General features: G+C 71.3%; 15 protein-coding genes and 1 tRNA gene. 7 read left to right on the top strand and 9 right to left on the bottom strand.

Annotation, left to right across the window (positions count from 1 at the left end; genetic code table 11):
• Window position 1 precedes the first annotated feature (1 nt).
• Together EGX94_RS07790 and EGX94_RS07785 are read left to right on the top strand one after the other, a co-directional pair.
• Window positions 2-3,247, top strand: coding sequence for an AAA family ATPase (locus EGX94_RS07790; protein ID WP_043150866.1), 3,246 nt, complete (start codon window positions 2-4; stop codon window positions 3,245-3,247).
• A gap of 69 nt (window positions 3,248-3,316) precedes the next feature.
• A complete protein-coding gene (locus tag EGX94_RS07785) occupies window positions 3,317-4,177 on the top strand; it encodes a MerR family transcriptional regulator (protein WP_021797512.1) in 861 nt (286 codons plus the stop codon).
• 522 nt (window positions 4,178-4,699) lie between these two features.
• Here the strand turns inward: EGX94_RS07785 and EGX94_RS07780 are convergent.
• From EGX94_RS07780 to EGX94_RS07750, 6 genes are all read right to left on the bottom strand, one after another.
• The gene (locus tag EGX94_RS07780; protein ID WP_021797513.1) at window positions 4,700-7,483 is read right to left on the bottom strand and encodes an FAD-binding and (Fe-S)-binding domain-containing protein; all 2,784 of its coding nucleotides are present in this window, start codon (window positions 7,481-7,483) and stop codon (window positions 4,700-4,702) included.
• A 316-nt stretch (window positions 7,484-7,799) separates the two neighbouring features.
• A complete protein-coding gene (locus tag EGX94_RS07775) occupies window positions 7,800-8,132 on the bottom strand; it encodes a hypothetical protein (protein ID WP_043121543.1) in 333 nt (110 codons plus the stop codon).
• A 351-nt stretch (window positions 8,133-8,483) separates the two neighbouring features.
• Window positions 8,484-8,696 (bottom strand): hypothetical protein, encoded by a 213-nt coding sequence (locus EGX94_RS07765; protein ID WP_123826141.1) that lies wholly within the window; start codon window positions 8,694-8,696, stop codon window positions 8,484-8,486.
• 288 nt (window positions 8,697-8,984) lie between these two features.
• Complete coding sequence (gene pgi, locus EGX94_RS07760) at window positions 8,985-10,661, bottom strand: glucose-6-phosphate isomerase (RefSeq protein WP_021797509.1); 1,677 nt, start codon at window positions 10,659-10,661, stop codon at window positions 8,985-8,987.
• Between the two features lie 83 nt (window positions 10,662-10,744).
• The gene (locus tag EGX94_RS13845) at window positions 10,745-11,716 is read right to left on the bottom strand and encodes a C40 family peptidase (RefSeq protein WP_021797511.1); all 972 of its coding nucleotides are present in this window, start codon (window positions 11,714-11,716) and stop codon (window positions 10,745-10,747) included.
• A gap of 205 nt (window positions 11,717-11,921) precedes the next feature.
• The gene (locus EGX94_RS07750) at window positions 11,922-12,623 is read right to left on the bottom strand and encodes a beta/alpha barrel domain-containing protein (protein WP_021797517.1); all 702 of its coding nucleotides are present in this window, start codon (window positions 12,621-12,623) and stop codon (window positions 11,922-11,924) included.
• A gap of 324 nt (window positions 12,624-12,947) precedes the next feature.
• Here EGX94_RS07750 and EGX94_RS07745 point away from each other — a divergent pair, with 324 nt between their 5' ends.
• Window positions 12,948-15,554 (top strand): DEAD/DEAH box helicase, encoded by a 2,607-nt coding sequence (locus tag EGX94_RS07745; protein WP_021797508.1) that lies wholly within the window; start codon window positions 12,948-12,950, stop codon window positions 15,552-15,554.
• A gap of 354 nt (window positions 15,555-15,908) precedes the next feature.
• Here EGX94_RS07745 and EGX94_RS07740 read toward each other — a convergent pair whose 3' ends face one another.
• From EGX94_RS07740 to EGX94_RS07730, 3 genes are read right to left on the bottom strand one after another with little or no spacing between them, the layout of a single operon-like run.
• Window positions 15,909-17,561: a glycosyltransferase family 39 protein gene (locus tag EGX94_RS07740; RefSeq protein ID WP_123826139.1), complete on the bottom strand. Its 1,653-nt coding sequence runs from the start codon at window positions 17,559-17,561 to the stop codon at window positions 15,909-15,911.
• Window positions 17,554-19,071 carry a glycosyltransferase family 2 protein gene (locus EGX94_RS07735; RefSeq protein ID WP_051383865.1) on the bottom strand — a complete coding sequence of 506 codons (1,518 nt, stop codon included), beginning with the start codon at window positions 19,069-19,071 and terminating at the stop codon, window positions 17,554-17,556. The genes EGX94_RS07740 and EGX94_RS07735 overlap by 8 nt, the downstream gene beginning before the upstream one ends.
• Window positions 19,068-19,664 carry a hypothetical protein gene (locus EGX94_RS07730; protein ID WP_021798778.1) on the bottom strand — a complete coding sequence of 199 codons (597 nt, stop codon included), beginning with the start codon at window positions 19,662-19,664 and terminating at the stop codon, window positions 19,068-19,070. The genes EGX94_RS07735 and EGX94_RS07730 overlap by 4 nt, the downstream gene beginning before the upstream one ends.
• A gap of 423 nt (window positions 19,665-20,087) precedes the next feature.
• Here EGX94_RS07730 and EGX94_RS07725 point away from each other — a divergent pair.
• The 4 genes from EGX94_RS07725 (at window position 20,088) to EGX94_RS07705 (ending at window position 26,594) form a co-directional block, all read left to right on the top strand.
• Window positions 20,088-20,171 (top strand) — tRNA-Leu (locus EGX94_RS07725).
• 593 nt (window positions 20,172-20,764) lie between these two features.
• Window positions 20,765-21,439, top strand: a complete 675-nt coding sequence (locus EGX94_RS07720; protein WP_021798779.1) for a hypothetical protein — start codon at window positions 20,765-20,767, stop codon at window positions 21,437-21,439.
• A gap of 331 nt (window positions 21,440-21,770) precedes the next feature.
• Window positions 21,771-25,466, top strand: coding sequence for a DEAD/DEAH box helicase (locus EGX94_RS07715; protein ID WP_021796600.1), 3,696 nt, complete (start codon window positions 21,771-21,773; stop codon window positions 25,464-25,466).
• Window positions 25,467-26,012: 546 nt separating this feature from the next.
• Window positions 26,013-26,594: a transposase gene (locus EGX94_RS07705; RefSeq protein ID WP_021796593.1), complete on the top strand. Its 582-nt coding sequence runs from the start codon at window positions 26,013-26,015 to the stop codon at window positions 26,592-26,594.
• Window positions 26,595-26,628: the final 34 nt, after the last annotated feature.

Below are 26,628 nucleotides of genomic sequence, written 5' to 3'. Positions count from 1 at the left end.
GATGCAGATCCTCCGAGTGGAGCTGTGCGGCATCGGCCCGTACACCGGCACCGAGTCCATCGACTTCCAGGCGCTCGGCGCCGACGGCCTCTTCCTGCTCGAGGGGCCGACGGGCTCCGGCAAGACGACGATCATCGACGCCATCGTCTTCGCGCTCTACGGCCAGGTGTCCGGCGCCGAGTCGAGCAACGACCGCCTGGCGTCCACGCACCTGGAGCCCGGCACCTCCCCCTACGTCGAGCTCGTCGTCGACACGAGTCGGGGCCTGTACCGGGTGCGGCGCTCCCCGCGCCACGAGCGGGCCAAGAAGCGGGGCAGCGGCACGACGACCGAGAACCCGCGCATCATGCTGTGGAAGCTGTCCGACCCCTCCGACACCGAGGGCGCGGCGGTCTCGTCGAACATCCAGGACGCCACCGGGGAGCTGCGCAGGGCCATCGGCCTGAGCCGCGAGCAGTTCACCCAGACCGTCGTCCTCCCGCAGGGCCAGTTCGCCACCTTCCTCCGCTCCGGCCCCGAGGAGCGCCGCGACGTGCTCCAGCAGATCTTCGGCACGCAGGTCTACGAGGCCATGGCCGACGAGCTGAAGGAGCTCGCCAAGGAGCGCACCGGGCTGGTCCGAGACGCCCTCGACCGGATCGGCGCCGCTGCCGACGAGTTCGTGCACGCGGCCTGGCCGGAGCCGTCCGACGAGCCGGACGACCCCGCCGCCGAGCAGATGGGAACCGGTGACGCGGGGCCCGGCACCACCGAGGTTCACGGTGGTGGGATCACCGGAACCCGGCCGGGGCTCCCCACCGGCCACGGGCTGCCCACCGGGGACGTCGACGACTCCCCCGCTGACGCCGCGGGATCCTCCCCCACCGGCGATCCGCAAGCCATGAGGACAGCCGTCGAGTCGGGCGAGTTCTCCGCGCTCGGGCCCCTGGCCCAGGCGCGCCTGTCCATGCTGCGGGTCCGCTGCGAGAGGCGGGCCGAGACATCCGGGCGCGTCGCCGAGGCGGCCGACGCGGCCCACGAGGCGGCTCACCAGGGGCACCGGGTCGCCGCGGCCCGCGAGCGCCATGCCCGGCTGCGGCGGGAGCAGGCCGAGCACTCGGCCCGGTCCGAGGCGATCGAGGCCTGTCGGCGGCGCGCCGACCTCGCCCAGCGCGCCGCCCGCTGCGTCGAGCCGCTCCGCGCGTCCGAGACGACGGGGGCGCGCCACGAATCGGTCGCCGACGCCTGGCGGATCAAGGCCGCCGAGCAGGCCGGCCCGCTCGGCGGCCTGCTGCCGGACCGCTTCGAAGCCCCCGACGACCAGGCAGGCGCGACGGAGTCCCCCGCCGTCGCCACTGCCCGGGCCGCCCTCGCCGGAGCGCTGAGCGAGGCCGAGCAGTCCAGCGGCTCCCTGACCGATCTGCTCGAGCTGGAACAGTCACTGGCCGAGCGACGCGCGGCCGTCGAAGACCAGCACGCCCAGGTCGAGGCGGTCGCCGAACAGCTGGCAGGGCTCCGGCAGGAGCGGGACGACCTGTCGCGACAGCGCGAGAAGACCGCGGCCGAGGCCGAGGCGCTGGCGCCCCTCGCCGAGAGCCTGGCCGATGCCAGGGAGAGCCGGCAGACCGCGGCGACGAGGCTCCAGGCCGCGCAGGCGGCCGAGAACGACCAGCAGGCCCTGGCCGGGGCGCGACGCGCCGAGTCCGAGGCGAGGCGGACAGCGGGCTCGGCGACGACCGAGCACGCGGCCGCCCGCGCCCGCTGGCTCGACGGCCTGGCCGGAGAGGTCGCCGCTGAGCTGACCACCGGCCGGCCGTGCCCGGTCTGCGGCTCGCTCGAGCATCCGAGCCCTGCGTCACGTCCCGCCGACGCGCCGACGAGGGACGACGTCGAACGGCTGGCCGAGATCTCGGCCGCCCAGGAGAGAGCCCTGACGCGGGCGACGGCGGAGTGCGACCGGATCGCCACCCATCTCGCCGAACAACGAGACCGCACCGGGGGCCTGACCGCGGCGCGGGCCCGAGAGGCCGCCGAGGACGCGATGCGAGCCGTCGAACAGGCCACCGCCGCCGTCACCCGCCGCAAACAGCTCAGGACCAGGCTCGAGGAGCTGCGGGTCGACGCCGAGCAGGTCACGTCAGAGATCGCCTCGCGCGCCGCCCAGCAGGCCGCGCTGGCCGAGGCCGTCCGGGCGGCGCGGGCCGCGCTCGCCGACGACGAGACCCGCATCGAACAGGCTCGGGCGGGCTTCACCAGCGTCGCCGACCGGGCCGCATCGGTCACGGCGCGCATCCACGCGATCACCGCCCTGCAGCAGGCACTGGACCAACTCGTCCGGACCCGCCGGGAGCACGCCGCGACGCGCGCCACCGCCCTGGCGGCCATGGCCCGGGAGGGTTTCGGCGACGACCCGGCGCAGGTGTTCGAGGCCGCCCTGCCCGACGCAGAACTGACGGCCCTGACCAACCGGATCACCGAGTACGACGCTCGCACCGCCGAGCTGCGCACCCGGCTCGCCGACCCGCAGCTGGTGGCCGCCGCGCAGGAGCCCGAGCCCGAGCTGGAGGCCCTGGACGCCGCCGCGTCACGGGCCCGGCAGGCGGCGCAGACCGCCCAGCAGTGGTTGGGCGAGGCCAGCGCGCAGCTGTCGCACAGCCGCCAGGCGGCCGAACGTCTGGACCGCGCGCTTGCCGCGTACGACCAGATCGCCCCGCTGGCCGAGCCCTACGTCCGCATGGCCGAGCTGGCCAACGCCACCGGCGAACGGAACCTCGCCGGCATCACGCTGCCGACCTTCGTCCTGAGGCACCGCTTCGAGCAGGTCATCGACCGGGCGAACGAGCGCCTCGAGGTGATGACTCACGGGCGCTACAGCCTGCGACGCACCGACGAGCGCGAGGGCAGGGGCCGGCGGCAGGGCCTCGGGCTGGTCGTCGTCGACCACGTGCCGACGGACACCGAGCGCGACCCGCGGACGCTGTCGGGCGGCGAGACCTTCCTGGCCTCGCTCGCGATGGCGCTGGGGCTGTCCGACACGGTGACGAGCGAGGCGGGCGGCGTCGAGCTCGACAGCCTCTTCGTCGACGAGGGCTTCGGCAGCCTCGACCCCGACGCCCTCGACATGGTGATGGACCAGCTGGAGCGGCTGCGCGCCGGAGGGCGCTGCGTCGGCGTCATCAGCCACGTGGCCGAGATGAGGCAGCGCATCGCCGAGCGGGTGAGCGTGCGGCCGAACGGCGACGGCACGTCCACCCTCACGACGAGTTGAGGCCGGCCCCGAGCGCACCAGCACCGGCCGCGTTGACCTTGACACCGTGACAACCCGGAAGGTGGGTGCATGCCCGAGAAGGACCCGAACGAAGCGCGCTGGACCATCGGCCAGTTCTCGCGGATGACGATGCTGAGCGCCAGGATGCTGCGGCACTACGACCGCATCGGCCTGCTGAGCCCCGGCGACGTCGACCCCTGGAACGGCTACCGGTACTACTCGGAGGCCGAGTTCGCCCCCGCCATGGTGCTGCGGCGCCTGCGCGAGGCGGGGCTCGGCCTCGACGAGATCGCCGTGGCCCTGCCCGCGCTGCTCGCAGGCGACGAGAGCACCTGGCGACCCGTCGTCGAGCACCACCTCGACCGCCTCGAGGCCGAGGCCGGGGAGCTCGGGCGTCGGCGCGAGCGAACGCTCGCGCTGCTCGACCACGGAGAGGAATCCATCATGACCGCACGACCCGTCGCCGTGACGACGCTCACGATCCCGGCCCACACGATCATCGCCCGGCGCGAGACCATCCCCACCTACGGCGACGAGGGCGCCCTGTTCGGCGAGTTCGAGCCCCGTCTCCACGAGGTCCTGGCCGCCACCGGCACCGCGCTGACCGGCGAACCCAGCGGGGCGACCTTCTACGAGGAGGGCCATGTCGAGCACGACGTCGACGTCGAGGTCTGGGAGGTCGTCGCCGCCCCGGTCGAGGTGCCCGCGCCGCTGACCTGCCGGGCGGTCCCCGAACGGACCGTCCTGGCGGCCGAGCACGCCGGCCCCTACGAGGGCATCTCCGATGTCTACACGGCGCTCCTGCACGAGATCGGCGAGCGCGGCCTGACGATCACCGGCTTCTCCTTCGAGCGCTACCTCGTCGGCCCGGCCCACAACCCCGATCCGAGCACCTGGCGCACGCAGGTCTGCTTCCCGGTCGAGGGCTGACGCGCGGCCCCCGCGCCGTGCAGCGTCGGGCAGCGGGGCGGAGCGGGCGTCCGCCCCGCCGGCCATCGGTCCGGCGGGCGCGGGAGCGATGGCACGAGGACGACGTGCTGCACCCTCATGACGCATCGGCCCCGCCGGACACGGGGACGATGGCCGCGCACCGCTCCGACGCGCGGTCGGCCCGGGGATGCGGCCCCCCGGGGATGCGGCCCCGGCCCGCGACGCCGGAACCGGACTCGACCGTGCCGATCCGCACCGGAGTCCCCGCGACGGGACCCGCAGCCGGGTCGCGCACCGCTCACCGGCCCACCGCGCCCCGTGCGGGAAGGCCGCACGTCCTGGCGGAACGACGCAGACCAGCTGCGCCTCGGCCGAGCCCCGTACGGGAGAGCCGCATGGGGGCGCGGAACGGACGACCCGGACGCCGGACGGCCGCCGCGCACGGCGGTGGGCCGCCCCGTCGGGGCGGCCCACCGCGTCATGCCCGCCGGGCCGGTGGTCACACCTCGGCCCGGCACCGGCTCACACGTGCTCGGCGAGCACCTCCAGCACGTGGCGGTACTCGTGGCCGGTGGCGCGGCTCATGCCGAGCTCGCAGGTGCGGTTCGCCGAGACGTACTCGTCGTACTCGCGCTCGGCGACCTCGGCGGCCTCGGCTCGGGTCGCCGAACGGGTCAGCTCCGGGTGGAGCAGGCCGCGGTCGCCGGCGAAGGCGCAGCAGCCGGCGTTGACCGGCACGGTCACGTCGTCGCTCACGAACTCTGCGCAGGCCACCGTGTCCTCGACGCAGTCGAGATGGCGCATCGAGCAGCTCGGGTGGATCACGACCGAGCCGGCCTTCGAACGCGGCTGGATCCGGCCGAGGACGAACCTGGCCACGTAGGTGGTCGCGTCGTAGACCGTGACCTTCGCCCAGTTCTCCGCCTCGGCCCCCTTCAGGTGGTTGGCGGTCTCCTCCAGGCCGTGGGTGCAGCTCGCCGCGTCGCAGACCACCGGCAGGCGTCCGTGCTCGCTGGCCTCCCACAGCGAGTCGTAGACCCTGCGGGCCATCTCGTCGGCGCCGTCGGTGAAGCCCTTCGACACCCACACCGTGCCGCAGCACAGCTTGCTGAGGCCCTCGGGGACGCGGGCGCGCAGCCCGGCCTTCTCGACGAGCCTGGTGAAGCTCGCGCCGGCCCCGCCGCCGCAGCTGCGCTCCGCCGGGGCGAACAGGGCGCCCATGCAGCTGGAGAAGAACACGAAGTCATCGGCGGAGGTGGACTGCGGCGACGGGCGCTTCGGGCCGCCGGCCGGCAGGTCGTCGCCCACCAGCGGGATGACGTCCTTGGGCAGCACGGCGCGGGCCGCGGTCGTCACACCGGTCATGACCGGGCTCGGCACCTTGTCGACGACGTTGAGCGCCACCTGGAGCACCGAGACGATCGGCCCCCAGCCCTTGGCGGCGGCGTCCATGACGGCCTTGTACGGGCTCGTGTGGCGGGCGGCGCGGAAGCGCTTCATGAACTTGCCGGTGTCGATGCGCAGCGGGCAGGCCAGGAAGCACAGCGAGTCGGCGGCGCACGTGTCGACGGCCTCGTAGGCGTAGTCCTTGCGGATGTCGGCGGCGGCCTCGGGCGAGAGCACCTTCATCGAGCGCAGCAGCGCGATGCGGCGCCGCGGGGTCTGGGTGAGGTCCTTCGACGGGCAGGTCGGCTCGCAGTAGCCGCACTCGACGCACCGGTCGATGAAGCCGTCGACCGGCGGCATCATCTTGAAGTGCTTCATGTGGATCCTCGGGTCGTCCGTGATGATCGTGCCCGGGTTGAGCACGGAGTCCGGGTCCGCCAGGCGGCGCACGGTCTTCATGACGTCGTAGATCTCGGGACCCCACTGGCGCTCGACGTAGGCGGCCATGACGCGGCCGGTGCCGTGCTCGGCCTTCAGCGTGCCGCTGTGGCCCAGCACCGAGGAGACCATGTCCTCGGTGAACGCCTCGTAGCGCTCGATGTCGTGCGGGTTGTTCCAGTCGCAGGTGACCATGAAGTGGATGTTGCCGTCCTTGGCGTGGCCGAAGATGACGGCCTCGTTGAAGCCGTTGGCGGCGAAGATCGTGCGCAGGTCCTCGGTCTGGGCGGTCAGATCGCCGACGGGGACGGCGATGTCCTCGAGGAGGTTCGTCGTGCCGGCCGGGCGCGAACCGGCGACCGAGGTGTAGAGGCCGTTGCGCAGCTGCCACAGGTTGGCGCGCTCGCGCGGGTCCTTCGTGAAGCGCGGCGGATCGGCGATCGGCAGGCCGCCGAGCACCGAGTTGAGGGCGTCCATGCGCTCGACGAGCTCCTGCTCGGAGTCCGCGAGGGCCTCCACGAGCAGACCGGAGTCCTCGCGGACGTTGAGGGCGGCCAGTTCGGGCGTGGCCTCGGGGTACTTCTGGACGACGCGCAGGCTCGCGGCGTCCATGAGCTCCAGGCACTTGGCGCCGTTGGCGATGAGGTCCTCGAGCGCGTCGGTGGCCACGCTGAGCTCGGGCGTGATGAGCAGCGCGGTGGCCGCGTGGGGCTGGATCGGGACGGTGCGCAGCGTCACCTCGGCGACGAAGCCGAGCGTGCCCTCGGAGCCGATCATGAGATGCTCGAGGATGCGCACCGGCTCGTCGTGGTCGATGAAGGAGTTCACGCCGTAGCCCATGGTGTTCTTCATGGCGTACTGCTGCTCGATCTTCGCGACGGCCTCGGGGTCGGCGCGCAGCCGGTCCCGCTGGGCCGCCAGGCCCTCCCACAGCTCGGGCTCGGCGCGGTGCAGGTACTCGTCGGCGCTGGGCGAGGAGGTGTCGATGATGGTGCCGCTGGGCAGCACGATGACCATCGACTCGACGGTGCGGTACGAGTTCAGCTGGGTGCCGCAGCTCATGCCCGACGAGTTGTCGGCGATGACGCCGCCGATCGTCGCGGCGCGCGAGGACGCCGGGTCGGGGCCGAGCTTGCGGTTGTGGCGGGCCAGGTGCGCGTTGATGTTGAGGATCGTGGCGCCGGGCTGGCAGCGCACCCGCTCGCCGCCGTCGAGCACCGTGACACCGCGGAAGTTCTTGCGCACGTCGAGCAGGATCGAGTCGCTCAGCGCCTGGCCGGACAGGCTCGTGCCGCCGGCGCGGAAGGTGACGTGCCTGCCGTCGCGGTGCGCCTGCGCCATCACCGAGGCCACGTGGGCCGCATCGGTGGCGGTGATCACGACCTCGGGGATGAGCAGATAGTGCGACGCGTCGTGGGCCATGCCGACGCGATCGATCAGCCGGGTCGTGCCGATCTCCTTGTTGATGGTGGTGGACGACATCTCGCCTCCTCGCAAGGGCCGGCGCGTCGCTGGCGCCGACCGGGTCGTTGCCTCTCCTGTCGACGATAGCCCCCTCGGGGCGATTAGGGACCAGCAGGGTCCGTATCAGTTCGGGGAATATCCGGGACCGGGCGTCCCGGAGGCGCATCCTCGGGCCCACGGGGCCCGCGACGCGGCCGGGCGTCGGCACCGTGCGCCGCGTCCGGGGGCGCTCCGGAGACCTGTTCAGGACCATGGCCTCCGGCCCTCCGGCTCGGAGGATCGTGTCTGACATCGTCAGGTTCCGGACGAGCCCTCTGAGCCGCGCGCAGGGGCGTCACCCGGCGTGCGAGGCGCGCGCCCCCTCATGGATGGCGCGGCCGCCCATGGGCCAGCAGCCCAAGGCGCAGTGGCGCGTCCGCAGTCTCCAGATCAGTCTCCACCGCTCGCTGCCCACGTCGGCCCGATCAGCAGGAAGGCCACAACCGGCCGCATGATCGACAGAGATCACCGCAGAGTGGCTGGCAGGCGCATCGATGAGCGGTTCCTCGAGTGTTTGGAGGCCAATCGACTGCACGTCCTCCTCGCTGCGCCCCTGGGCCCTCGAGGCCTCCTGCATCAACGCCCCGGAGCGCGACAGCGCAGCCCTGGCCTGCTCGACCATGAGCATGGTGGCATCGGACAACAGCGAGGCGAACAGCGGGAAGGAACAGCGGGAGCGGGAAGGAACAGCGGGAAGGAGTCGGGGTTGACCTTGATGCGCTCCTCGGCCTCGGCGACAGCAGCGACGACCTCCTTCGCGCTGGCCACTGCGGGGCTGGCCACTGCGGGCTTGCCGTCGCCGCCGGGGAACAGCATCTGGGGACCGATCGGTCCGAGATCGCCACCAGGACCCATGAGGATATGGTGCGCCCCCGGACAGAGGATCGTTGCCGCGCTCCTCGCCATGTCCGGCACGACAACAGTCAGTCCCCGACAGCGCAGCTGCACCGAACGGACCATGCGCAAGGCAGTCTCTCCGTCACCACCCGGCGAGGACAGGAGCAGATGCAGATCCTCGGCGGGGTCGCGATCGACGAGGAGCTTCCTCGAGCACGGTCATGTCCGTCGTCGTGACCTGATCGATCACGACGACGGGATCGGACCCCGTGAGCTCCTGATCATCCTGAACGAGTGCCTGACGCTCGTACCGGGCGGAGTTCTCGGCGCGGAACAGTGGCGTCTGGTCGGGCATCAGATCCTGCCCACCACGGGACGGAAGCTCTTGGGCTTGCCCTCACGGAGCCGTGCTCCCAGCCGACGGGCCTCCATCGCCCTCCTCACCTGGTCATTCCAGCAGGGCCCGTTCTCGTTCCGCCCGACGCGGCGACGCGGGTCCTCCAGCACAGGGGTCCTCGAAGCATCGGTCCCGCCCCATGGCGCTGCTCACCTCCTGCTGTCCGACTGATGATGAAATCAACCGGTCGGCGACGACTAGGGCCCGAGGGCAGGTCGCTCGCGCCCCGTCGGACGGGTCATCCGGTCAGCTCCTGCGCAGGCGCAGGTAGTTCTCGATGAGTCCGCGGGTGGAACCGTCCTGGGCCGCCAGGGCGTCCGCGTCCCCGCCCAGCGCGGGAGCGATCTGCAGGGCGAGCTTCTTGCCGAGCTCGACGCCCCACTGGTCGAACGAGTTGATGCCCCACACGACGCCCTCGGTGAAGGTGATGTGCTCGTACAGGGCGATGAGCTCGCCGAGCACCCGCGGGCTGAGCTCGGGCGCCAGGATCGAGGTGGTCGGGCGGTTGCCGCTGAACACGCGGGCCGGAACGATGGCCTCGTCGCAGCCCTCGGCGCGCACCTCGTCCGCCGTCTTCCCGAAGGCCAGGGCCTTCGTCTGGGCGAAGAAGTTCGACATGAACAGCGCGTGGACGTCGTTGCCGCTCTCGTGCAGCGCGTGCGCGGGGTTGGCGAAGCCGATGAAGTCGGACGGGACGACGCGGGTGCCCTGGTGCAGCAGCTGGTAGAAGGCGTGCTGGCCGTTGGTGCCCGGTTCGCCCCAGAAGACCTCGCCGGTCTGGCTCACGACGGGGCTGGCGTCCCAGCGGGTCGACTTGCCGTTGGACTCCATCGTGAGCTGCTGCAGGTACGCCGGGAAGCGGTGCAGGTACTGCGAGTAGGGCAGCACGGCGTGCGACTGGGCTCCGTAGAAGTTCGAGTAGAAGACGTTGAGCAGACCCATGAGAGCGGGCACGTTCTCGGCCAGCGGCGCGGCGGCGAAGTGCTGGTCCATCGTGTGGAAGCCGTCGAGGAGAGCCCGCCAGTTCTCGGGGCCGACGGCGATGAGGTCCGACAGGCCGACAGCGGAGTCGACCGAGTAGCGTCCGCCCACCCAGTTCCAGAAGCCGAAGGCATTGGACGGGTCGATGCCGAACTCGGCGACCCGGTCGAGTGCGGTCGAGACCGCCACGAAGTGCTTCGCCGTGGCCTCCTCGCGGGCGGCGAGGGTTCGCTCGATGGCGCCCGTGTTCTCGAGCGAGTTGATGAGCCAGTTCTTGGCCATGCGCGCGTTCGTCATCGTCTCGAGCGTCGTGAAGGTCTTCGACGCGACGATGAACAGCACCGTCTCGGGATCGACGTCCTTGGTCTTCTCGTACATGTCGGTGGGGTCGATGTTCGAGACGTAGCGGCACTCGATGCCGTCGGCCTTGTAGGGCTTCAGCGCCTCGTAGACCATGACGGGACCCAGGTCGGAGCCGCCGATGCCGATGTTGATCACGGTGGTGATCGGCCTGCCCGTGACGCCCGTCCACTCGCCCGAGCGGACCCGATCGGCGAAGGCGATCTCCCGGTCGAGCACCTCGTGCACCTGCCGGACGACGTCCTCGCCGTCGACGACGAGCGACTCGGCGGCCGGGCGTCGCAGGGCGGTGTGCAGCACCGCGCGGTCCTCGGTGGTGTTGATGTGCTCGCCGGCGAACATGGCGTCCCGGCGGGCCTCGAGCCCCACCTGCTCGCCGAGGCGCACGAGGGCGTCGCGCACGACCGGGGTCAGGTAGTTCTTGGACAGGTCGACGAGCAGGTCGCCGGCGGTCAGCGTGTAGGTCTCGGCGCGCCTCGGATCGTCTGCGAACCAGGTGCGGAAGTCGACGGTCAGCTCGCCGTGCAGTCGGCTGAGCTCTGCCCAGGCGCCGGTGGTCGTGGGATCAACTGGGGAGTTCATGGGCCCAGCCTACGGCGCGGACCCGCATCAAGAGCAACGCCCCGCGGTCTGCGCCGCGGGGCGTCGGGAAGAAGGTCGGAGGATCATCCGGCGACGCGGGCCGCGCCGGTGGGCCCCATGGAGTTCATGTCGCTGATCTTGACGACATCGCCCTCGGTGGGCGCGTGGACGACCTGACCATTGCCGATGTACATGCCGACATGGCTGCCGCCGTAGAAGAAGACGAGGTCGCCGACCTGCAGATCGCTGAGGGAGACGGAGGTGAGGCCGGACTGCTGGGCCTCGCTCGTGCGGGGGATCGAGACGCCGGCGGAGGCGTAGGCGGCCATCACGAGGCCGGAGCAGTCGTAGCCGTCGGGGCCGCTGGCGCCGTACTTGTAGGGCTTGCCGATCTGGGCCATGGCGAAGTTCACGGCGGCCTGGGCGGAGGCGCTGGAGGCGGTGACCGAGCCCGAGCCCGAGGTGGTGCTCGCGGCGGGGGAGCTGCCCTGCGCGCTGGCAGCGCTCGAGGAGGCCTCCTGCTGGGCGAGGGCGGCGGCAGCGGCCTTCTTGTCGGCGGCCGCCTTGTCCTTGGCGGCCTGCTCGCTGTCGGCGGCCTTGACAGCCGCATCGGCGGCGGCGGTGTCGATGCCGGAGCTCAGGTCGGCCAGAGCGCTGATGTCATCGTTGAGGGCGTCGGTGGAGGCCTGACCCTCGCTCACGGCGTTGAGGGCGTTGGCGCTGAAGACCGCCTCGTGGCCACCGGTGGCGCTGTCGACGCCGGCGGGAGCGGCCGAGCCGCTCGTCGCGGCGGCGGGGACGAGGCTGGAGATGACGCCGAGGGCGGAGACCGCGGCGACGGCGGCGGCCGGGGCGGCGACACGATGACGGCCCCGGGCGCCCTTGGAGGCCGTGCGGGACGAGGCACCATCGATGACGCGCAGCTCGGCGGTGGCCTCGGAACGGGAGGAGACGGCCATGTCGGCCAGGGCCGGCATCACAGCGCGGCGCGGGGCGACAGCGGGTTCAGCGATCTTGACGACCTCGTCGTCCAGCAGAGCTCGGCGTGCAGTCACAGCATTCCTCGTTCCTCGTTCGGATCAGGGAGCGGTCAGTGGGAGGGGGACCGACCGGGCTCCACCATACGACAGTTCCTGAGAAAAGTTCAACTTCGGGTGCCTGGAATCTCAGAAACCAGCCGTCCTCCACCGGGGACCCGGGCGAGCAGTGCCGCGTTCCTGAGAGAACCAGGGTTCCCTGAGCCGAACCCTGAGCCCCTGACTAGCGGCGACGTTGCCGGCCCAGCTGCTGGGCCGCCTCAGCGGCCCGCTTGCGCAACGAGGCGTGGTCGCCGGAGACGAGGACCCGGGAGAGGACCGGATCGGTGACATCGATGGCAACCGCGCCCTCGTTCAGCCATCTGCGACCCGTCCGGATCTCCTGGACGCCGGCGACGAGGCGCGCCTCGGGCACCATCGCGGGCAGGGCCTTGAGGTAGCGCTCCCCCAGCACGTCGGCGGGCGTCACCTCGACGGCGGCGACCCCGCGGCGCCAGACGGCGCGGACCTCGCTCGGGGTGAGCGCCTCGCAGATCGCCGGGACGCCCCCGTCCCGCAGGACGGCCAGGGCCTCATCGCTCGGGTCGGGGCACAGCGCGAAGGCCGCGCCCAGGTCGACCGCACGGCGGGCGTGGACGGCGCTGGACACGCGGGCCGCGCCCAGGCAGGCGCGGAAGGAGTACAGGGGGAAGAGCCCGGCCGGGTCGCCCCCCTCGGCGAGCTCGACGGCCACGACGTCCAGCCCCTCCTGGACGAGCACCTCGATGATCGGCATGAGCCTGTCGACGCCCCTGTCGGGCAGGACGACGAGGGCCCGCGCGAGCTCGAGCTCGCGCGGCAGCGGTGCGGGCGCGGCGGCCGACCCGTCAGCCGGGTCGCCGGCCCCGCTCGGGCTCGTCCCGCTCGCGGGGCTCGTCTCGTTCACGGGTCGATTCTAGGCCCGGCCCTCCCGTCGTCCGCCTCTCCGCCGTCCGCATCGTCGTCTTCCCTCCCCGCCATCGCATTCCCTCCCCGCCATCGCACCGCCCCCGTTCCCATCTCACATATGCGCCCCCACCTCACCTGTGTGCTCCCGCCCCGGACATATCCCGGGTGTCAGCACAGAAGCGAGGTGGGAGCCGAAGAGGGAGGGGAATGAGGGGAAGGAGGGACGACGAACGACGACGCCGACCCGACCCCTGGAAGACCCGCCCGGACGCCCCACCGACCCGACCGGGATCCCCGGCCGGACGCCCCTAGACTGGCCGCGATGATCCGGACACTGACCGACATGCTGCCCGCCGGGGCGCTCGCCCACGACCCCGACGCGCTGTTCGACGCCTTCGACGGCTGGGTGGCGGGCCAGGGGCTGTCGATGTACCCCCACCAGAGCGAGGCGCTCCTGGCGCTGCTCGCCGGGGACAACGCGATCGTCACGACGCCGACCGGCTCGGGCAAGTCGCTCATCGCCACGGCGGCGCACTTCGTCACGCTGGCCGCCCGCGGCCGCAGCTACTACACCGCCCCCATCAAGGCCCTCGTCAACGAGAAGTTCTTCGCGCTCTGCGAGGTCTTCGGCGCCGACCTGGTCGGCATGGTCACCGGCGACGCCTCGGTGAACCCCGAGGCCCCGATCATCTGCTGCACCGCCGAGATCCTGGCCAACATCGCGCTGCGCGAGGGCGCGGCGGCCGACGTCGACCTGGTCATCATGGACGAGTTCCACTTCATCGCCGACCCCGACCGCGGCTGGGCCTGGCAGGTGGGGCTGTCCGAGCTGGGCGACTGCCGGTTCGTCGTCATGAGCGCCACGCTCGGCGACGTCACCGAGCTGTCGCGGAGGCTGACCGCCTGGTCCGGTCGGGGCACCACGGTCGGCGACGTCACCGAGCTGTCGCGGAGGCTGACCGCCTGGTCCGGTCGGGGCACCACGGTCGTCGCCGACGCCGAGCGCCCGGTGCCGCTCACCTACCACTGGGCGCTCACGCCCCTGCACGAGACGATCGGCGAGCTCGTCGAGACGGGCCAGGCGCCGGTCTACATCGTCCATTCGGGCCAGAGGCTCGCCACCGAGCAGGCCCAGGCGCTCATGAGCGTCCGTCTCGTGAGCACCGAGCAGCGCCACGAGATCGTCGAGGCCATCGGCGACTTCCGGTTCGCGCCCGGCTTCGGCGCCACCCTGTCGCGGATGCTGCGCCACGGGATCGGCGTCCACCACGCCGGCATGCTGCCGAAGTACCGCCGTCTCGTCGAACAGCTCGCCCAACGCGGCCTGCTCCAGGTGATCTGCGGCACCGACACCCTCGGCGTCGGCATCAACGTGCCGATCCACACGGTGCTGTTCACCTCGCTGAGCAAGTTCGACGGGCGCCGCCAGCGCCTGCTGCGCAGCCGCGAGTTCCACCAGATCGCCGGGCGCGCGGGCCGCGCCGGGTTCGACACGATCGGCCACGTCGTCGCGCAGGCTCCCGAGCACCAGGTGGAGAACGCCCGGATCGCCGCGAAGTTCGCCGGCGACCCGAGGAGGCTCCGCAGCGTCCGCCGCAAGAAGCCGCCGGAGGGCTTCGTCAACTACACCGAGGCGAGCTTCACCAAGCTCATCGAGTCCGCCCCCGAGACGCTCCACGCGCGCATGCGGGTGACCAGCTCGATGATCCTCAATCTGCTCGGCCGCGACGAGGACACCGGGGCCGCGCTCGTCCACATCGTCGACGCCTGCGTCGACGACCGGAGGATCCGCGCGCGGCTGCTGCGCCGGGCCGTCCAGCTGGGCCGCTCGATGATCGCCGCAGGGGTCGTCGTCCGCCGCGACGAGCCGACGCCCGGCGGGCGCCGGTACGACCTCAACCCGGCCCTCCAGGACGACTTCGCCCTCAACCAGCCGCTCAGCGCCTTCGCCATGGCCGCCCTCGAGCTGCTCGACCCGGAGGACGAGGACTACGCCCTCGACGTCGTGAGCACGATCGAGGCGACCCTGGAGGACCCGTGGCCGGTCCTGAGGGCGCAGGAGCGCCGGGCCAGGGACGAGGCGATCGCCGAGATGAAGGCCGACGGCATGGACTACCTGGAGCGCATGGCGGCCCTCGACGACATCGGTCACCCGGAGCCCCTGGCCGACGAGCTCAAGGCCGCGTTCACCGCCTTCTCGGCCACGCGCCCGTGGCTCGCCGACCACCCGCTGCACCCCAAGGCCGTCGTGCGCGAGATGTACGAACGGGCCATGACCTTCGGCGAGTACTGCGCCTTCCACAAGGTGCAGCGCTCCGAGGGCACCGTGCTGCGCTATCTGTCGGACGCCCTGCGCGCCCTGCGCCAGACCGTCCCGCTCGCCGCGCGGACGCCGGCCCTCGACGAGATCCTCGACTGGCTGGGGCAGATCGTCCGCATGACGGACTCCTCGCTCCTCGACGAGTGGGCACGGATGGGTTCCGACGCGGGGCCCGTCGGGGAGGAGCCGGAACCGGCCGCCGCCGACCGCGCCCTGTCGGCCAATCGGTCGGCCTTCCGGGTGCTCGTGCGCAACGCGATGTTCCGCCGCGTGCAGCTGGCCGCCGCCGACGACGTCGACGCCCTGGCCGCCCTCGACGCGTCCGATCCGGGCGCGAGTTTCGGTCGCGGCGACTGGGACGACGCCCTGGGCGACTACTGGGACGAGCACGACGACATCGGCACCGACGCCGACGCGCGCGGCCCGCAGTACCTGCGGATCGACGAGGCGGGCCGGCTGTGGACGGTGCGTCAGACCATCGCCGATCCCGAGGGCGACCACGACTGGGCGATCACCGCGACGATCGACCTGGACGCCTGTGACGAGGCCGACGACCTCATCGTCCACGTCGTGCGCTTCGGCCGCATGGACGGCGCAGGCGACGCCTGACACGGCCCCGGACGGGCGGCCGGCCGGCCTCGACGGCACCACCTGCGGTCCGCCGCGAAGCGGTCCGGCAGGTCCGGCCCCGGCCGAGCAGGATCCGTTCCCCCCAGCGGGGCGCAACGAGCAGGTCGTCGGCCCCGGACGGGCGGGGCCGTGTGGTCGGGGGCGGCCCTGTGATGCGAAGTACACGTCGGCCCCCGGACGGGCGGGGCCGTGGAGTCCGCCGGTGATGACGCCCCGCATGCCCCGCCGGCCTCCGGACGGGCGGGCTCTCGTCGCGGCCCATGGGCGGCGCCGGCCGGCGCCGCCGAGCCGGGCCGCCGTTCGGCGCGCGTCGCGGAATCGGGCGGGCCGGTCTCAGCCGGTGAAGCGGTACAGCCGCCAGGTCAGCCCGCGGCCGTCGCTCCACTGCCGCGCCATCTCGGCCCGGCCGGCGCCGTCCTCCCACATGCCCGGGTAGCGCTCGGCGACGGCATCGGCCGGGGCCGTGTCCGGCGACGTGAGAAGGGCGTAGGACACCCCATTCGACCGAGGATCGGCCAACAGGGCATCGAAGTCCTCATCCGTGGTGATCGCGTAGACCCGCGGATCCTCGGCACTCAGGACAATCGGGAACGAGTACGCGACATCGGTGATGACGGCGCCGCGGCCCAGGCCCATCGCCGCGATGTCGGCGGCGACCCGCCGCTCCATCGGGTACTGGCCGCCATCGGCGACCTGGACGGCCAGCGCCTCCTCGCGGGCCAGGCTCGGGTTCCGCTCGGCCCTCCAGGCCAGCGGCAGGGTGGCGACCATCGCCACCCCCAGCATCACGGCGAGCACACGGCGCGGCGCGGACGGCCGGCCCCGGCCGGTCAGGACGCCGGCCAGGTAGCCGGCGGCGGCGACGCCGAGCGGGACGGCGGCGATCTGGAAGCGCAGCCAGCCGAAGGACATCCCGCGCAGGAAGGTGAGAGCCTGGAAGGCGAGCACCGAGCCGAGCACGAAGACAGGGGCCAGGGGCGTCGCCTCGCGCCGTCGCAGCGCCACGACGAGCGCCACGAGGACGAGGGGCACGGCCAGCGGGGCCGTGTTCGCCAGCTGGGTCGCGATGTAGGCCACGTGGGCGTGGGTGCCCGCGCCGATGATCCCCTCGATGGACTCCCGGAAGGTGCCGACCTGGGCCGAATTGCCGTACTGGGAGGTGAAGGTCTCGAGCCACGAGCCGACGATCACCTTGCTCGCCAGCGCCCACAGCCCGAAGGACGCGGCGACCGGGGCGGCGACGAGGACCATGTCGGTGAGGGCCAGACCCGCCGCGCTCCGACGGTGACGGGAGCGCCACCACGAGACGAGCAGGACGAGCAGGGCCGCGGCGGCGCCGGCCGCGAGCGCCTCGTAGCGCACGAGGTAGGCCACCCCGGCGCCGACGCCCACATGGACGAGCTGCCACGGATCGGCCCCGGTCAGCCAGTCCACGAGGTGGACGGTCACGTAGAGGCAGACGAGCAGGAGCATGGCCTCGCTGGCGCCCGTGGCCGAGCCGAGCAGGACGAGCGGGTGGAGGGCGAAGACGGCGGTGAGCACGAGGCGCATCGCCGGGCCGGCGCCCAGCCGGCCCAGCAGCCGGTGCATGAGCGCCACCGAGCAGGCCCCGCACAGCGCCGAGACGAGGCACCCGGCCAGCGCCCTGGACGCCAGCGCGGGCCACAGCGGCGTGGCGAGGAGCAGCGGAATGGCGGCGAGCGAGGGCAGCGGGTTCCACACGAAGCCGATGGCGGCCAGGTGCGGATCCCGGCTGAACAGGACGTAGTAGCCGTTCGCGACCCGGCTCATCGCGTCGGGGAAGACGAGGTCGTGGGCGCTGAGCCACAGGGCCACCGCGAGGTAGCAGACGAACGCGGCCGCCCCCGCCCGGCCCCCGGCGCGGCGCCCGCCCCCGTCGACGACGGCCCCGGCAGGCGCCGTCGCGGGCGCCTCGGCGGGAGCCCCGGAGGCGGGGACGAGCGCCGCACCGCCCGTGTCACTCATCGGGGGCCCCCTCGACCGCGGACTGCTCGTCCACCGTCTGCTGCTGGTCGAGGCCGTGCGCGGTCTTCTCCCAGTAGGACGGCTTCGTGACGAGCTGGATCACGGCCTTGAGAGCCGCCAGCCACATGAGCCCCCAGTACAGCGGCATGAGGAGCGCCGCCCCGAGCAGATCGGGCCGCTCCATCTGGCGCGCCGTGAACACGCCCATGTAGAGGACTGCGAGATTGCCCAGTACGAGGCAGACCATGCCGAGGTAGTAGACCGCCGACGGGAAGAGCGCGGCGACGGCCGGGTCGCGCGAGGTGAACCACATGGCGGTGAGCGCCCAGAAGAAGCCGTTGAAGGCCGACAGCAGCGGCGTCCCGGCGATGAAGACGAGCAGACCGGCCACACCGCGCAGCCCCAGCTGGCCGGCCACGAGGCGCGGCCGACGGACGTGGACGAGGAAGGTCTGGATGTAGCCCTTGTACCAGCGGCTGCGCTGCCTCACCCAGTTGATGCCGTCGGAGTTGGCCTCCTCGAGGGTGGTGGAGTCGAGGACACCCACCTTGTAGCCCGCACGGTGCAGACGCAGCCCGAGGTCGGCGTCCTCCGTGACGTTCCACGGATCCCACGCGCCGACCCCGCGCAGCACGTCGGAGCGGAAATGGTTCGAGGTGCCCCCGAGCGGGACGGGCGCGCCGAGGGAGACGAGCCCGGAGAGCATGTTCCCGAACCAGGAGCCGTAGTCGAGGGTGAACCAGCGGGTGAGGAGGTTCTGCGAGGCGTTGTAGAAGCCCAACCGCGCCTGGATGCAGGCGTACTGCGGGCCGAGGCGCCGCATGGCGACGACGGCCCGCCGCAGCTGCAGCGGGTCGGGAGCGTCCTCGGCGTCGAAGATCGTGCACATGCCGCTGTCGGCGGCGAGGAAGCCGTAGTTGCACGCCTTCGGCTTCGTGCGGGGCTTCATCGGCGGGACGCGGACGACGGTGAGGTGCTCGCGGGGGGCGAGACTCCGCGCCGCGGTGACCGTCTCGTCGTCGTCGTCCTCGAGCAGAAGACGGATGTCCAGGAGGTGACGGGGGTAGTCGAGGCCCTCGAGGCGCTCGACGAGCTCACCGAGCAGCGGCTCGTGGAACACCGGCACGAGCACGGTGTAGACGGGCAGCTGGTCGTCGGGAACCGAGTGGGCCTCCTCGTCGCTCACCGTGACCATCCGGTCGCCCCGGGCCCCGTATCGGAACAGGACGAACCGGTAGCCGAGCGCCACCGCGTAGGCGATGGTCACCACCGCGATGATGACGATGCACGTCGCGGCGGGGGCCACCAGCAGGCCGGCGAGCGCCGCGATGGCGAGGACGATGAGCGTCACGCGCTGCCAGGGCACGAAGACGCCCCAGGCGGAGTACTCGGGGGCCGCCGTGGCCAGGCCGTGGCAGGCCAGCTCGATCAGCTGGTCGGGGTCCTCACGCAGTTGCGCGACGGGCGGCGGCGTGAGGAGCCGTTTCCCATGGGCGACGTCGGGACTCACCGGAACCACCCCCGGGCCAGCAGGAGCACCGCGAGAGCGGCGAGGGCGGGGACGATGAGCCGGAGCGAGTGGATCGGGTCGAGCTGCTCCTGCGGCGCCGGGCCCCGGCGGATGAGCGTGACGGCCGCGACGAGCAGGCACAGGACGAGTCCGACGGTGCCCGCCGGCACCGAGCCCAGGGCCGGGACGGCGCCGAGGAGCGGCGCCGGTGCGGCGGGCAGGGCCCAGCAGGTCTCGCGGGTGCCGAGCGTCCAGAACATGCAGCCGAGGGCGAGGGCGGTGGCCGCCGCGCCGGAGGCGAACGGGTGGCCGCTCACATCCCACTCGACGACGATCCATGCCGCGGTGAGCAGGCCGCCGGAGCCGAGGATCCGGTCGAGGTCGCGGTCGTCGATGCGGGGCTGGCGGCGACGGGCGAGCACGAGGAAGACCGCCATGACGAGACCGCCGACGTCCCACATCCAGGCGCCCGGAGGCGCCGTGGGACGCGGCACCGCGATCCAGGCGCAGACGACCGCGACGAACACGAGCGCATGGTGAACAGTGACAGGAAGATGTGGGACGGGCACCGGGACCGGGGATGGGGTGTTCACCGCACTTCTCCTCTCCGACGCCCGGCCGGGGGGTGGGGCGCCCTCGGGACAGGGCCCGCGAGACCACCGCGAAACCCCAAGTGACAAGGCCATTTTTTCACGCTAGCAAGGTGCCCGACTGTGATCCACCTGTGGATGACCTGGTTCTTCGCCCCTGGACCCGGGCCGGTCCCCGACCCGGGAGCGCCCCGCGTCTCAGGGGTGCGGTCGTCCATCGCCTTCTCCGCCGTCGAGGAAGGAGGGAGCGCCCCGCGCCTCAGGGGTGCGGGCCCCTCGGGGCGCCGTTCGGCGACGGCGGACGAGCGGGATCGCGCGCCGGCCGTCGGCGATCGAGGCCGCTCGGGACGCCGGCCGCCGCCCCGGATGGATTGCCGGGCGCCCGCGTCGCTGTGCTATGGTTTCCGAGCCGCCGACGGCGGCGCTGCGCGAGTGGCGGAATGGCAGACGCGCTGGCTTCAGGTGCCAGTGCCCGACAAGGGCGTGGAGGTTCAACTCCTCTCTCGCGCACAACGCAGAACCCCTGGTCAATCCCGATTGACCAGGGGTTCCGCCGTTCTCGGGCGAATCCGACGGCGCTGATGGCGCCGTTCCCGACGAACCTCGCGTCGCGCCCACCGCACCGGGGATGATTCCGGGCGGCCTGCACCGACCATGCTCCCCGAGCATGTTCAACCCGTCATCACCCCCTGGCAACCCGAATGAGACCCGCCGTCCCGCCCGGATCCCCACCCATGGTCCTGTTCCGCGCCGGCCGGGCGGCGAGGAACAGGACCATCCCGTCGGGGTACGGCCGGATCATGGCCAGTCGGTGCGGCACGCGGCGGTCCCTCAAGGCGAGGACGGAGCCCCCGCACAGGGCCCGACGGCGCCGGGCGCCACGGGCAGCGGTTCGCCCCCGGCAATGATGTCCGCGGGCTCCGGGGCGGGCCCGGTCGACATCCCATCGCCCCCTGACTCCCGCCGCGTCTCGGTCCCCGGCGGAGGCCCGCCGGGGGTCGACAGCACGTCGGGATGCACGCCAGGATGAGAGACATTCCTGCATCCACAAGCCGAATCGCACACACGCTGATCGCATGCGATGACCACCGAGGAGGACTCCGATGCCGAAGCAGCCCGATCCGATGACGATGGACCTGTACGGCGCCGACAGGTACGAAGTGGCACCGAAGTGGGGACCGGGCATGGTCTCGGGCCCCTACAGCACGAACGCGGCCTATTTCACGGCCGCCGCAGACCAGCCCGTCATGGCCATGGGGTGCTCCGTGGCGTTCGACGAGCTGGCCGGGCACGACCGCCCCTGGTCGAGCGTGACCCTCGTCCCCTGGCACGCGGGGCCCCTGACGAAGACCCGTCTCGGGCAGGCCACTCCCTGGCACGTGTCCGTGACGAGGTCGACCGTGGCGCTCTACGTCCGCCAGAGCACCCGGGGCAGGCTCGAGCAGATCGACCAGATGACCTTCCCCGACATCGCCCCGAACGGCGCGGTGACGCCCGTGGCCGTGGTGCAGAACAAGCAGGTCGTCGCCTGCTGCATCGGCGAGAAGGTCCACGTGTCGAGGAGCCCGAAGTACGCGTCGGCGGAGCGCGGCTACTGGCCCTGCTGGGAGACCTACGTGTACGGCATCGACCAGGACCCGCGGCCGTGGTTCGGTCAGCCGTGGTACATCCAGTCGGCCGGCTCCCTCACGAGCAGCGCCTGGACGCGTGAGATCCGCTCGCTGCCCCAGGGCGCCCGCGCGGCCGCGACGACGGCCCAGGCCGCCGCGATGGGGTGACGCGCCGGGCCCGCGCGTCCACCGTCCCGCGCGCCCCGGCCCACGGGCGTTGCGACGAGGCGGGCGCCCGCCGGAGGACCGCCCGGTGGTGGGCCCGACGGTGGGCTCCGCGCCGCGGCGCCGGTCCGCATCGCTGCAAGCCCCCCGTCCCGGCCCTCGGCATCCTCGTCGTGCGCCCCGGCCCACCTCACCGTGAGCCCCGCCCTGCTCCGTCCGCGATCGCGTGGCGGCGTCCTGACCATCCGACCGCTCACCACGCGCGGTCCGCAGCCGCGTCCGGTCCTCCCTGCCGCTACTGTTTCCCCAGTACGAGGGACACCGGAGGGCTGCTGTGGCGACGAGGACGACGATCCATCAGGTCATCGAGGACTTCCGCGGCCGGGGCTCGACCGCCGAGCGGGGTACGCGGTTCGAGCAGCTGATGGCCGCCTGGTTCCGCCTCGATCCGACCCTGTCGAGCGAGTACGACGAGGTGCAGGCGTGGCCCGACTGGTCGCACAACGAGCACACCCATGACTCGGGCATCGATCTGGTGGCACGCAACGCGCAGACGGGCCGGTGGACGGCCATCCAGTGCAAGTTCTACGACCCGAGGTACTCCCTGCAGAAGGCCGACATCGACTCCTTCTTCACCGCCTCGGGCAGGGCCTGGGACAGCATCGCGTTCGACAACCGCATCATCATCTCCACGACGGACCGCTGGTCGAGCCACGCCGAGCGGGCCCTGGAGAACCAGACGGTGCCGGTGCAGCGCATCGGGCTGGCGGACATCGCCGAGTCCCCCATCGACTGGATGCGCCACGACGACGTCGAGGTGCGCTTCGAGCCCCGCAAGGCCGTGCGCCACAGCCTGCGTCCCCACCAGAAGGAGGCCGTCGCCAGGATCCAGGAGGGCTTCCGCACGCACGACCGGGGCAAGTGGATCTCGGCATGCGGCACGGGCAAGACCTTCACCTCGCTCAGGCTCGCCGAGCAGCGCTGCGCCGAGAACGGCGGCCGCCTCACGGTCCTCTTCCTGGCGCCGTCGATCTCCTTGGTCTCGCAGACGCTGCGCGAGTGGATGGCCCAGTCCCAGACGCTCATCCGTCCGTTCGTCGTGTGCTCGGACACGAAGGCCTCGAAGCAGGCCGAGGACATCGCCGTCCACGACATCCCGCTGCCCACCACCGACGCCGGGCGGCTGGCCGCCCAGATGAGCGGGATCGGCCGCAGGGGCCGCCAGATGGTGGTCGTCTTCTCGACCTACCAGTCGATCGACGTCGTCGCCCGGGCCCAGCGGTCCTCGGATGAGCGGTTCGACCTCATCCTGTGCGACGAGGCGCACCGCACGACGGGCGTCACGCTGCCGGGCGCGGGTGACGAGTCGGCCTTCGTCAAGGTGCACGACGACTCCTATCTCCCCGCCGACAAGCGCCTCTACATGACGGCGACCCCGCGCATCTACGGCGAGGAGGCCAAGCGGAAGGCCGAGGACCGGTCCGCCCTCATCGCCTCGATGGATGACGAGACCATCTTCGGCCCCGAGCTCCACCGGCTCGGTTTCGGCGAGGCGGTCGAGCGGGATCTGCTCGCCGACTACAAGGTGATGATCCTGTGCGTCGCGAACGATGCCGTCGCCGGGCCCTTGCAGGGCTCCTTGGCCAACGAGGAGCACGAGATCACCCTCGATGACGCGGCGAGGATCGTCGGCTGCTGGAACGGCCTGGCCAAACGCACCACCGACATGGACTTCGGCCCGAATCCTGCACCGATGAGGAGGGCGGTCGCTTTCGCGCAGAACATCAAGGCCTCGAAGGCCTTCGCCCGGGCCGTCCCCGATGTCGTCGACAGTCTCATCGCCGACCGGAACACCCCCGATCTGGAGGTGGCGTGCCACCACGTCGACGGCACGATGAACGCGTTGGCCCGCTCGGAGCAGCTCGCCTGGCTCAAGGCGCCCGTGCCCGAGAACGAGTGCCGCGTCCTGTCGAACGCGCGGTGCCTGTCGGAGGGCGTCGACGTTCCGGCCCTCGACGCCGTGCTCTTCCTGTCGCCGCGCAATTCGCTGGTGGACGTCGTGCAGTCGGTCGGGCGCGTCATGCGCAGGGCCAGGGGCAAGGACTACGGCTACATCATCCTGCCGGTCGCCATCGACGCGAACGAGTCGCCTGAGACGGCGATGCGCAGCAACAAGCGGTTCAAGGTGGTCTGGGACGTGCTCAACGCGCTGCGCGCCCACGACGACCGCTTCAACGCGATGATCAACTCCATCGACCTCGACGGCTCCACCAAGGGCAGGATCGGCATCGGGGTCTTCGACGCCGTGGGAACCGGCAGCGATGAGGACGCCGAAGGCGCTGCCGCGACCAGGACGGCACTGGTGGCCCAGGCGCCCTTGTTCGCCCTTGAGATGAGGAATGCGATCCTCGCCCGCATCGTCAGGAACGTCGGCGAGCGCGACTACTGGGACAACTGGGCCGATGACGTCGTGCACATCCACACGAACCAGATCAGCCGCATCGGCGCGATCCTCGCCACGGCCCGGCGGGACGGCGGCCCGCCGGCGGGTCGTTTCGAGGAGTTCCTCGAGGGCCTGCGCGCGAACCTCAACGAGTCGATCGGCGAGGCCGACGCGATCGACATGCTGAGCCAGCACCTCATCACCCGGCCGGTCTTCGAGGCCCTCTTCCCCGCCGGCTCGTTCGCCGAGCACAATCCGGTCTCCGTCTCGATGCAGACGATGGTCGACGCGCTGGCCGGGCAGGGGCTGGAGGCCGAGACGGCCGACCTGGCCGGTTTCTACGACTCCGTGCGGGCCAGGGCCGCCGGCATCACGACGCCCAAGGGGCGCCAGACGATCATCCACCGGCTCTACGAGGACTTCTTCAAGAAGGCCTTCCCGAAGCAGGCCGGCTCCTTCGGGGTGGTCTACACGCCGGTGGAGATCGTCGACTTCATCCTGCGCGCCGCCGACGAGGTCTGCCGCAGCGAGTTCGGCTACGGCATCAGCGACGAGGGCGTGCACGTGCTCGACCCGTTCACCGGCACGGGCACCTTCATCGTGCGGCTGCTGCAGTCGGGCATCATCGCCCCGGCCGACCTGGCGAGGAAGTACGCGCACGAGCTGTGGGCCAACGAGATCATGCTGCTGGCCTACTACATCGCCTGCGTGAACATCGAGACGACCAATCAGGCGATCCGTCAGTGCGAGCTCGGCCCCGATGAGCAGGCCCCCTACGTGCCGTTCCCCGGCGCGACGCTCGCCGACACCTTCCAGATCACCGAGGACGGCGACCGGGCCGACAACTCGCTCATCCCGGTGAACAACGAGCGCATCGAGGCCCAGCTGCGCACGCCCATCAAGGTGATCGTCGGGAACCCGCCGTACTCGGCGGGCCAGTCGAGCGCCAACGACGACAACGCGAACCTGCGCTACCCCACCTTGGACGGCAGGATCGCCGACAGCTACGCGGCCCGGTCGACGGCCACGAACAAGAACAGCCTCTACGACTCCTACATCCGGGCCTTCCGCTGGGCCGGCGACCGGCTCGGCGAGCAGGGCGTCATGGCCTTCGTCTCGAACAACGGCTGGGTGGACGGCAACACCGCCGACGGAATCCGCCAGTGCTTCACCGATGAGTTCAGCCACATCTGGGTGTACAACCTGCGCGGGAATCAACGCACCGCCGGCGAGACCTCCCGCCGCGAGGGCGGCAAAGTCTTCGGCTCGGGCGCCAGGACCGGCGTCGCCGTGCTCATCGCCGCCAAGGATCCCGCGGCCTCGGGCTGCCGGCTGCACTACTGGGCCGTGCCCGACTACCAGAGCCGGGAGGAGAAGCTGACCGGCATCGACGACGCACGATTGAGCACGGTGCCCTGGCGGGAGATCACGCCGAACGAGGCCGGCGACTGGATCAACCAGCGCAGCGAGAACTTCGACGCCTTCCCGCCCATCGGCAACAAGAATAAAAATGAATCACAACCACCGATATTTCGTCTATTCTCAGCAGGACTGAAGACCAATCGTGACGCCTGGTGCTATGGCTGACATGAAACGAAACCGTATTTTTCGTGGATTTCCTGTGCTGTTTCGGATATGATCGGAGCATGCAGGTCGGGGTCGCCCCGGAGGAAACAGCCGCCCTGATCAGGTGGAAGAAGCGTTCCGACAATCATGTGCTGGTGCGGATGAAAGCAGAAGCGATCCTGTACGCCTCTGAATGAGTCGGAATCGGCATCATCGCGAAGATGGTCGAACGGGCCGAGAGGACGGTGCAGGAATGGCTGGCCGACTGGCAGGCCACCAGGATGTGCTCGGTCCTGACCGGCCATGCGGGGAACCAGAACGCGGCGAAACTCACCCGCGACCAGAAACAAGAACTCAAGAAAATCCTCGCCCAGCCGCCCTCTCAGACGGGTGTCCGCGCCGAGTTCTGGGACGTCCCAGCGATACGTGACGTCGTGAAGATCATGTTCGACGTGGAACACCAGTCGGACTCCTCGTACCAGCTGCTCCTGCGCTTCTGCGGGCTGAGCCTCGAACCGCCCGGACCCGTTCGACGAGCACCGCGACGAGAAAGCCATCACCAGACGCATGGCCGAGGTGAAAACCCAAGTCAAGGCCCTGTTGGATCAGGGCTGGGAGGTCTACACGGCAGACGAGGTCCGCTTGGAGTACGAGGCCTGGACCCGCCGCATGCAGCCCCCGAAAGGACAGCGCACCAAGCTGTCCGTGGACCGGCAGAGGACGTCCCAGTCGTTCTTCGGCGCCCTCCCCCCGACCAGCAGAACAGTCACGCTGTACCCGATCGAGGTGAACCGGGACACCGAGCAGACGATCCTCGCACTGGAACGACTCCAACGAGAAACCGAGACAGAGAAGATCGCGGTTGTCCTGGACAACGCCCGATTCCACCACGCGAAAGCGTTGACCGGCCTCCACGGGCCCGGTCAGCTGCTGGAGAGCATCACTTCTGTTCTCCTGCCGCCGTACGCGCCCGATCACAATCCGGTCGAGCACGTCTGGAACGCGGCCAAGAGCAACATCGCGAACATTCAGCGCGAGACCCTCGAAGAAACCTTCGGCGCGTTCGCCTCATACGTCACCGGCCGCACCGTCGACCACGACTTCGAGCACCTTCCACTCCGCGAAACCAGAAACGATTTTGTTTCATGACGGCCATACAACTTCAGCCGCACGAAACTCGAAC

The organism is Propionibacterium acidifaciens (assembly GCF_003798325.1).
In the GTDB taxonomy this organism is placed as follows: Bacteria; Actinomycetota; Actinomycetes; order Propionibacteriales; family Propionibacteriaceae; genus Propionibacterium; species Propionibacterium acidifaciens.
This window is presented reverse-complemented; position numbering and strand designations above follow the sequence as displayed.

Coding starts and splice junctions, on each gene's coding strand:
- EGX94_RS07790 (WP_043150866.1), top strand. CDS start 2: ATGCAGATCCTCCGAGTGGAGCTGTGCGGCATCGGCCCGTACACCGGC.
- EGX94_RS07785 (WP_021797512.1), top strand. CDS start 3,317: ATGCCCGAGAAGGACCCGAACGAAGCGCGCTGGACCATCGGCCAGTTC.
- EGX94_RS07780 (WP_021797513.1), bottom strand. CDS start 7,483: ATGTCGTCCACCACCATCAACAAGGAGATCGGCACGACCCGGCTGATC.
- EGX94_RS07775 (WP_043121543.1), bottom strand. CDS start 8,132: ATGCTCATGGTCGAGCAGGCCAGGGCTGCGCTGTCGCGCTCCGGGGCG.
- EGX94_RS07765 (WP_123826141.1), bottom strand. CDS start 8,696: ATGCCCGACCAGACGCCACTGTTCCGCGCCGAGAACTCCGCCCGGTAC.
- pgi (WP_021797509.1), bottom strand. CDS start 10,661: ATGAACTCCCCAGTTGATCCCACGACCACCGGCGCCTGGGCAGAGCTC.
- EGX94_RS07745 (WP_021797508.1), top strand. CDS start 12,948: ATGATCCGGACACTGACCGACATGCTGCCCGCCGGGGCGCTCGCCCAC.
- EGX94_RS07740 (WP_123826139.1), bottom strand. CDS start 17,561: ATGAGTGACACGGGCGGTGCGGCGCTCGTCCCCGCCTCCGGGGCTCCC.
- EGX94_RS07720 (WP_021798779.1), top strand. CDS start 20,765: ATGCCGAAGCAGCCCGATCCGATGACGATGGACCTGTACGGCGCCGAC.
- EGX94_RS07705 (WP_021796593.1), top strand. CDS start 26,013: ATGGCCGAGGTGAAAACCCAAGTCAAGGCCCTGTTGGATCAGGGCTGG.